Origin of the sequence: Pseudoflavonifractor phocaeensis, assembly GCF_016901955.1 — a bacterium.
Taxonomy (GTDB): Bacteria; Bacillota; Clostridia; order Oscillospirales; family Oscillospiraceae; genus Flavonifractor; species Flavonifractor phocaeensis_A.
On record NZ_JACJLC010000110.1, the window covers coordinates 1 to 7,827 of the forward strand.

Annotated in this window: 7 protein-coding genes; 4 read left to right on the top strand and 3 right to left on the bottom strand. The window is 66.2% G+C overall.

Features of this window, described 5'->3' with window-relative positions; genetic code table 11:
* Positions 1-339 precede the first annotated feature (339 nt).
* The 3 genes from leuB to leuC all read right to left on the bottom strand — a co-directional run bounded on the left by leuB (position 340) and on the right by leuC (position 3,307).
* Positions 340-1,416: a 3-isopropylmalate dehydrogenase gene (gene leuB / locus H6B51_RS15405; protein WP_204884520.1), complete on the bottom strand. Its 1,077-nt coding sequence runs from the start codon at positions 1,414-1,416 to the stop codon at positions 340-342.
* Positions 1,413-1,898 (bottom strand): 3-isopropylmalate dehydratase small subunit, encoded by a 486-nt coding sequence (locus H6B51_RS15410; RefSeq protein WP_204884521.1) that lies wholly within the window; start codon positions 1,896-1,898, stop codon positions 1,413-1,415. The genes leuB and H6B51_RS15410 overlap by 4 nt, the downstream gene beginning before the upstream one ends.
* 149 nt (positions 1,899-2,047) lie before the next feature.
* The gene (gene leuC / locus H6B51_RS15415; RefSeq protein WP_204884522.1) at positions 2,048-3,307 is read right to left on the bottom strand and encodes a 3-isopropylmalate dehydratase large subunit; all 1,260 of its coding nucleotides are present in this window, start codon (positions 3,305-3,307) and stop codon (positions 2,048-2,050) included.
* 133 nt (positions 3,308-3,440) lie between these two features.
* On the opposite strand from leuC, the gene H6B51_RS15420 reads away from it, so the two are divergent.
* From H6B51_RS15420 to H6B51_RS15435, 4 genes are all read left to right on the top strand, one after another.
* Entirely contained in the window at positions 3,441-4,067 is a 627-nt protein-coding gene (locus H6B51_RS15420) for a Crp/Fnr family transcriptional regulator (RefSeq protein ID WP_204884523.1), read from the top strand.
* A 104-nt stretch (positions 4,068-4,171) separates the two neighbouring features.
* Positions 4,172-4,966, top strand: a complete 795-nt coding sequence (locus H6B51_RS15425) for an FAD binding domain-containing protein (protein ID WP_243421354.1) — start codon at positions 4,172-4,174, stop codon at positions 4,964-4,966.
* Entirely contained in the window at positions 4,963-5,436 is a 474-nt protein-coding gene (locus tag H6B51_RS15430) for a (2Fe-2S)-binding protein (protein ID WP_204884524.1), read from the top strand. The genes H6B51_RS15425 and H6B51_RS15430 overlap by 4 nt, the downstream gene beginning before the upstream one ends.
* Before the next feature lie 2 nt (positions 5,437-5,438).
* Positions 5,439-7,715 carry a xanthine dehydrogenase family protein molybdopterin-binding subunit gene (locus H6B51_RS15435; protein ID WP_335342187.1) on the top strand — a complete coding sequence of 759 codons (2,277 nt, stop codon included), beginning with the start codon at positions 5,439-5,441 and terminating at the stop codon, positions 7,713-7,715.
* The last annotated feature ends 112 nt before the right edge of the window (positions 7,716-7,827 follow it).

Here is a 7,827-nt window from a genome sequence, read left to right on the forward strand (position 1 = left end):
GTCGCCCCTACGGGCAGACCTGCGCCGGTTGTGTAGGGGCGGCCTGTGGCCGCCCGGCGTGACGTTTCCCGCCCCGGGACGGGCGGGCGACCACAGGTCGCCCCTACGGACGGGACTGAACCGTGTGCGTGGGCCGCGACGACCCCGGCGCGGCCAGCGGGCCGTTTCCTGCCCCGGGACGTGCGGGCGGGTCTGGGACCCACCCCTACGGATGGGACGGAACGGGTGCGGTGACGGGACGGCGGGCGACCGCAGGTCGCCCCTACGGACAGGATCGAACCGTGTGCGGGGGCAAAAAACGGGCCTGCCGTTTTTGCGGCAGGCCCGTTGGGGTCAGATTCAGATTTTCCCGGCGATGAGGTCGCCCATCTGGCGGGTGCCGATGGGAGTGACCCCGGGCTCGGCGATATCGGGGGTGCGCCAGCCCTCGGCCAGCACGGCGTCCACCGCCGCCTCCACTGCGTCGGCCTCAGCGGCCAGGTGGAAGGAGTAGCGGAACATCATGGCCACCGACAGGATGGTGGCGATGGGGTTGGCCTTGTCCTGGCCGGCAATGTCAGGGGCGGAGCCATGGATGGGCTCGTACAGCCCGGGGGCGGTGTCCCCGATGGAGGCCGAGGGCAGCAGGCCGATGGAGCCGGTGACCATGGAGGCCTCGTCGGACAGGATATCGCCGAACATATTCTCGGTGACCACCACGTCGAACTGGCCGGGGTCCCGGACCAGCTGCATGGCGCAGTTGTCCACCAGCACGTCCTCGTACTGCACGTCGGAATACTCCTCCGCCAGCCGGTGCATCACGCTCCGCCACAGGCGGGAGGTCTCCAGCACGTTGGCCTTGTCCACGCTGGACACCTTCTTCCGGCGCAGCCGGGCCAGCTCAAAGGCACGGCGGCCGATGCGCTCGATCTCCTTCTCGGAGTAGGCCATCCGGTCGGCGGCCTCCAGGCCCCGGTCCTCGGTCTGGTACTTCTCCCGCTGGCCGAAGTAGATGCCGCCGGTGAGCTCCCGGACCATCATCAGGTCGATGCCCTTTTCCGCCGTCTCCTTCTTCAGGGGGCAGGCGTCGGCCATGGCGGGCCGCAGGGCGGCGGGGCGCAGGTTGGCGTACAGCCCCAGATCCTTCCGGATGGCCAGCAGGGCGGTCTCGGGCCGCTGCTCTGCGGGCTTGTCAGAGCCCCACTTGGGGCCGCCCACGGCCCCCAGCAGGACGGCGTCGCAGGCCTTGCAGCGTTCGGCGGTGCCGTCGGGGTAGCTCTTCCCCACCGCGTCGGTGGCGCAGCCCCCCAGCAGCACGTCCTCATAGGTGAAGCTGTGGCCGAATTTCTGGCCCACGGCCTCCAGCACCTTCACGGCCTCGTTTACCACCTCGGGGCCAATGCCGTCGCCCCGGATCAAAGCGATTTTGTAATTCATTTCGCCACACCTCGCGCTTTCAGGGAGTTGAGCAGGCCGCCGGCCTGGATGATGTTGTCCACGAAGGCCGGGAAGGGGGCGGCCTGCCAGGTCTTGCCCTGGGTCTCGTCGGTGATGGTACCGGCGGCGAAGTCCACGCTCACCGTGTCCCCCGCCTGGATGGCGGCGGCAGCCTCGGCGCTCTCCATGATGGGCAGACCGATGTTGATGGCGTTGCGGTAGAAGATGCGGGCAAAGGAGGGTGCGATGACGCACTTCACCCCGCTGGCCTTGATGGACAGAGGGGCGTGCTCCCGGGAGGAGCCGCAGCCGAAGTTGTTGCCCGCCACAATGATGTCGCCCTCCTCCACGGTGGAGGCGAAGCTGGCGTCAATGTCCTCCATGCAGTGGGAGGCCAGGGATTTCTCGTCGGGGGCGTTGAGATACCGGGCGGGAATGATCACGTCGGTATCCACGTTGTCGCCGTACTTATATACTTTCAAGGATGTCACCCTTTCTTATTTGGTACGTCGGGACCCGCCGCAGGCGGGACGCGCCAAGTGGCGCGCGCAAGGGTTTTGCACGGCAAAACCTTGCCGCAGGGGCAATTCACTTGCCCCGAGGAAGAAAAATATGGGGGCCCGAACGCTGTTTACAGCGTTCGGGGATCGGCCACGCAGCCCGCCACCGCGGACGCGGCGGCCACGGCGGGGTTGGCCAGAATGATCTCGGAGGACACGGGGCCCATGCGGCCCACAAAGTTGCGGTTGGTGGTGGAAATGGCCCGCTCGTTGTCGGAGAGCACGCCCATGTGGCCGCCCAGGCAGGGGCCGCAGGTGGGGGTGGACACGGCGCAGCCCGCCTCGATGAAGATCTGGATCAGGCCCTCGGCCATGGCGTCCAAGGTGATCTGCTGGGTGGCGGGGATGACGATGCACCGCACGCCCTCGGCCACCTTGCGGCCCTTGAGCACCGCCGCCGCCTGCCGCAGGTCGTCCAGACGGCCGTTGGTGCAGGAGCCGATGACCACCTGCTGGATGGGAGTGCCCTCCACCTGGTCGATGGTGCGGGTGTTGGAGGGCAGATGGGGCAGGGCCACCGTGGGCTGGAGGGTGTTCAGGTCAATGACCACCTCCTGGTCGTATACCGCGTCGGGGTCGGCCTCCACGGCCTCCCAGGGGCGGGTCACCCGGCCGTCCAGATAGGCCCGGGTCTTGTCGTCCACCGGGAAGATGCCGTTCTTGGCTCCGGCCTCGATGGCCATGTTGGCGATGGTGAAGCGGTCGTCCATGGACAGCTCCCCTACCCCTTCCCCGGCAAACTCCAGGGACTTGTACAGGGCCCCGTCCACGCCGATCTGACCGATCAGGTGGAGGATCACGTCCTTGCCGGAGACACAGGGCTGGAGCTTGCCGGTGAGGGTGACCTTGATGGCGGCGGGCACCTTGAACCAGGCAAGGCCGGTGGCCATGCCGGCGGCCATGTCGGTGGAGCCTACGCCGGTGGAGAACATGCCCACCGCCCCGTAGGTACAGGTGTGGGAGTCGGCGCCGATCATGCACTCGCCGGGGGCGGTGAGGCCCTTTTCGGGCAGCAGGGCGTGCTCCACGCCCATGCAGCCCACGTCGTAGAAGTGGGTGATGTTGAATTCCTTGGCGAACTCCCGGGCCTGGGCGCACAGCTGGGCGGACTTGATGTCCTTGCAGGGGGTGGAGTGGTCCAGCACCAGGGCGATCTTGTCCTTGTCAAATACCTGGGTCAGCCCCGCCTTGCGAAACTCGGTGATGGCTACCGGCGCGGTGATATCATTGCCCAGCACCAGATCCAGCCTGGCCTCCACCAGCTGGCCGGGTACCACCTGGTCCAGTCCGGCGTGACGGGCCAGGATCTTTTGGGTCATGGTCATTCCCATAATCGGGCGCCTCCTTATTTCTTGTTGGCAACAGGATAACATACCCCCTTGCCGAAAGAATGTAAAGTGTGTTACAATTTTGAGACACGGGGCGATGTGGGCATCGCTCCCTACGGACATAGGAGGCGATCCCATGGAACAGCTCCACAGCATCTGGGCCCCCCTGGCGGAAAACGGGCTGGTGAAGGAAAAGGACCCGGGCCAGCTCATCTACCTCCAGGACACCCGGGCGGAGGAATTTTACTATGTGGTGTCGGGGACGGTGAAATGCTTCATCAGCTCCAGCGATGGGGACGAGCGCATCCTCACCTTCCACCATGGAGGAGAGCTCATTGGGGAGGCCTCCTTTTTCGACCGCAAGCCCCGGGTATCCTCGGCGGTGGCGGTGACGAAATGCCGGCTGGTGGCGGTGGACCGGCCCCGGCTGGAGGCGGTGTTTGCCCGCCATCCCGGCCTGGCCGTGTCCATGCTGGAGTATCTGGCCCGCACCATCCGGCTGCTGTCCGGCCACGTGGACAGCGCCTTCCTCCAGGCGGACAAGCGCATCGCCCGCCACCTGCTGTCCATGACCCCCGGGCCCGACGGGTCGGTACGGTGTACCCATGAGGACATCGGGGCCTCGGTGGGGGTGAGCCGGGTCACCGTCAGCCGGGTGCTGGGGGAGTTCGACAGGCTGGGCTGGGTCAAAACCGGCTACAAGAGCCTGCGGCTGCTGGACAGGCCCGCTCTGGAGGAGTTTTTGGGGCGGGAGACAAGTTAGACCCTTCAAAAAATTTTGGCTCCGCCCTGTACAAGCCCCAGGGGAATCGGTATAATGGGGGTTGCCAAAAGAGAGAACACCCGTTTTAGGGGGAGGAATGGGATTTGTACACCATCAAAACCTACATGTTCCCGGAGTCGCTGGCCGAGGCCGACGAGCTGCTCCAGCGGGACGTGCGCAACACCGCCGTGCTGGGGGGCTGCTGCTGGCTGAAGCTGGGCCGCCGCCGCATCAGCCGCGCCATCGACCTGACCCGGCTGGGCCTGAACCAGATCGAGGTGAAGGACGGCTGGCTGGAGCTGGGGGCCTGCGTCACCCTGCGCCAGCTGGAGACAGACCCTGCGGTCACATCCCGGTTTGACAACCTGCTGGGTCAGGCCGTGTCCCACATCGTGGGGGTGCAGTTCCGCAACTGCGCCACCTTGGGGGGCTCAGTGTTCTCCCGGTTCGGGTTTTCCGACCTGACCTGCGCCCTGCTGGCTCTGGAGACCACAGTGGTGCTTTACCGGGGGGGCGAGGTGCCTCTGGAGGAGTTTATGGCCTCCCCCATCGCCTTTGATGACATTCTGGTAAAGGTGCGCGTCAAAGACGACGGCCGCAGGGCCGCCTATGAGAGCGTCCGCCGCTCCTCCACCGACTTCCCCACTCTGGCGGCGGCGGTAAGCTGCCTGGAGGGCAAATGGAAGGTATCGGTGGGGGCCCGGCCCGCCCGGGCCATGCTGTCGGCCCAGGCCGCCGCCTGCCTGGATCAGGGCCAGGGCCCGGAGGCCGCCGGAGAGGCCGCCGCCCATGAGCTGACCTACGGCTCCGACCTGCGGGCCGGGGCGGACTATCGCCGGAAGCTGGCCGCCGTGCTGGTGCGCCGGGCGGCCCAGACCTGCATGGAGGGGAACCGATGAAAGTCAAGATCACCGTCAACGGGATGCTGTACAACAAGCACATCCCCAACGATATGATGCTGCTGGATTTTCTGCGCAAGTACGGCTATGTCAGCGTGAAGCGGGGGTGCGATACCAGCAACTGCGGCCTGTGCACCGTGTGGGTGGAGGGCAAGCCGGTGCTGTCCTGCTCCTACCCCGCCGCCCGGGCCGACGGCCTGAACGTCACCACCCTGGAGGGGGTGAAGGAGGAGGCCGCCTCCTTCGGCCGGTATATGACCGCCCAGGGAGCGGAGCAGTGCGGCTATTGCAGCCCCGGGTTCATCATGGCGGTGCTGGCCATGCGCCGGGAGCTCACCGACCCCACCGAGGAGGAGATCGCCCACTATCTGGCGGGCAACCTGTGCCGCTGCTCGGGCTACGCCGGGCAGACCCGGGCCCTGCGGGCCTGGATGCACGACAAGCCCTGGGAGAAGGAGGTGTACGCATGAACCTGAAGTTCGTCAATCAGCCCATTCCCAAGCTGGACGGCGCCGCCCTCACCGGCGGCAAGGGAGTGTACACCGAGGACATGGTGCCCCGTGACTGCCTGGTGGTCCAGGTACTCCGCAGCCCCCATGCCCACGCCCGCATCAAGTCCATCCGCAAGGACGCCGCCAGCCGGGTGCCCGGCATCTCCTGTATCCTCACCTGGGAGGACGTGCCCCAGATCCGCTACACCCTGGCGGGCCAGTCCTACCCGGAGCCCTCCCCCTACGACCGGTACATCCTGGAGCGCACCGTCCGCTACGTGGGGGACCCGGTGGCCATCGTGGCGGGCCGGGACAAGGACTGCGTGGCACGGGCCATGCGGATGATCCAGGTGAAGTACGAAGTGCTGGAGCCGGTGCTGGACTTTGAGACCGCCCTGGACAACCCGGTGGTGGTCCACCCGGAGGCGGATTGGTTCCACCACTATGAGGACGGGGGCGACCCCAGGCGCAACCTGGTGTGTACCGGCTGCGACGCCCACGGCGACGTGGAGGCGGCCCTGGCCGCCTGCGACGTGGTGGTGGATCAGACCTACTACACCAAGGCCAACGCCCAGGCCATGATGGAGACCTTCCGCACCTACACCTACCTGGACCACAACCGGCGGCTCAACGTCATTACCTCCACCCAGGTGCCCTTCCACTGCCGCCGCACCATCGCCCACGCCCTGGGCCTGCCCAAGACCATGGTGCGGGTGGTGAAGCCCCGCATCGGCGGGGGCTTTGGGGCCAAGCAGACCCTGGTCAGCGAGCTCTTCCCCGCCCTGGTCACCCTGCGCACCGGCAAGCCCGCCAAGATCATTTACACCCGGAAGGAGTCCTTCCAGGCCTCCAACAGCCGCCACCAGATGCGGGTCCACGTGAAGGTCGGGGCCACGAAGGACGGCGTCATCAAGGCTGTGGACATGCACGCCCTGTCCAACGCCGGGGCCTACGGGGAACACGCCACCACCACCATCGGCCTGGTGGGCCATAAGAGCATCCCTCTCTACGCCCGGCAGGCCGCCTTCCGCTTCTCCTGGGACGTGGTGTACACCCATACCATGGCCGCCGGAGCCTATCGGGGTTACGGGGCCACCCAGGGCTGCTTCGCTATGGAGTCGGCCATCAACGAGCTGGCGGAGAAGCTGGGTATGGACCCGGCCCGGCTGCGGCTGATGAACCTGCCCCAGGTGGGAGAGAACATGGCAGCCTACTACAATGAGCCCCTCACCAGCTGTCATCTGCCCCAGTGTATTGAGCGGGGCATGGAGCTGATCGGCTGGAAGGAGAAATACCCCCGGGTACAGGTGGACGACCACCGGGTTCGGGGGGTGGGTATGGCGGTGACCATGCAGGGCTCAGGCATTTCCGCCCTGGACACCGCTTCTGTCACCATCAAGCTCAACGACGACGGCTATTACACCCTGATGATCGGGGCCACCGACATGGGCACCGGCTGCGACACCATTCTGGCCCAGATGGCCGCTGAGATCCTGACCTGCCCTATGGAGCGGATCACCGTGGACGGGGTGGACACCGACCACTCCCCCTTCGATACCGGCTCCTACGCCTCCAGTACCACCTATGTTACCGGCTCCGCCGTGGTGAAGGCTTGTACTCAGCTGAAGGAGCAGATCGCCCAGGCGGGGGCCCGGCGGCTGAATATCCACCCGGAGCGGGCGGAGTTCGACGGGGACGTGGTCTTTGACCGTACCCACCCGGAGACCTCCATCACCCTGAGCAAGCTGGCCCAGGAGCTGGTGGCCGGGGTGGGGCCCCAGTGGCTCACCGCCACCGCCAGCCATTGCAGCCCCACCTCTCCGCCCCCCTTTATGGCGGGCTTTGCCGAAGTGGAGGTGGACCTGGAGACCGGCGAGGCCAAGGTGGTGGACTATGTGGGCGTGGTGGACTGCGGCACCGTGGTCAACAAGAACCTGGCCCGGGTCCAGACCGAAGGGGGCATCGCCCAGGGCATCGGCATGGCCCTGCTGGAGGATATCAACTACGACCCCAAAGGGCAGATGGTCAACTCCACCTTTATGACCTACAAGATCCCCTGCCGTACCGACCTGCCCGAGATCCGGGTGGAGTTTGAGGAGAGCTATGAGCCCAACGGCCCCTTCGGGGCCAAGTCCATCGGCGAGGTGGTCATCAACACCCCCTCCCCTGCCATCGCCCACGCGGTGTACAACGCCACCGGCGTGCGGGTGCGCTCCCTGCCCATTACGGCGGAGAAGATTCTGATGGGAATGGAATAAACGCAAAAAGGGCCTGTTGCAAAATACGCAAAGTGCACAACCCCCGTCATTCCGAGAAAAACGACCGCCCAGTGGGCGGTCGTTTTTCGTGGGAATCCGTCTCCTTTTGCTG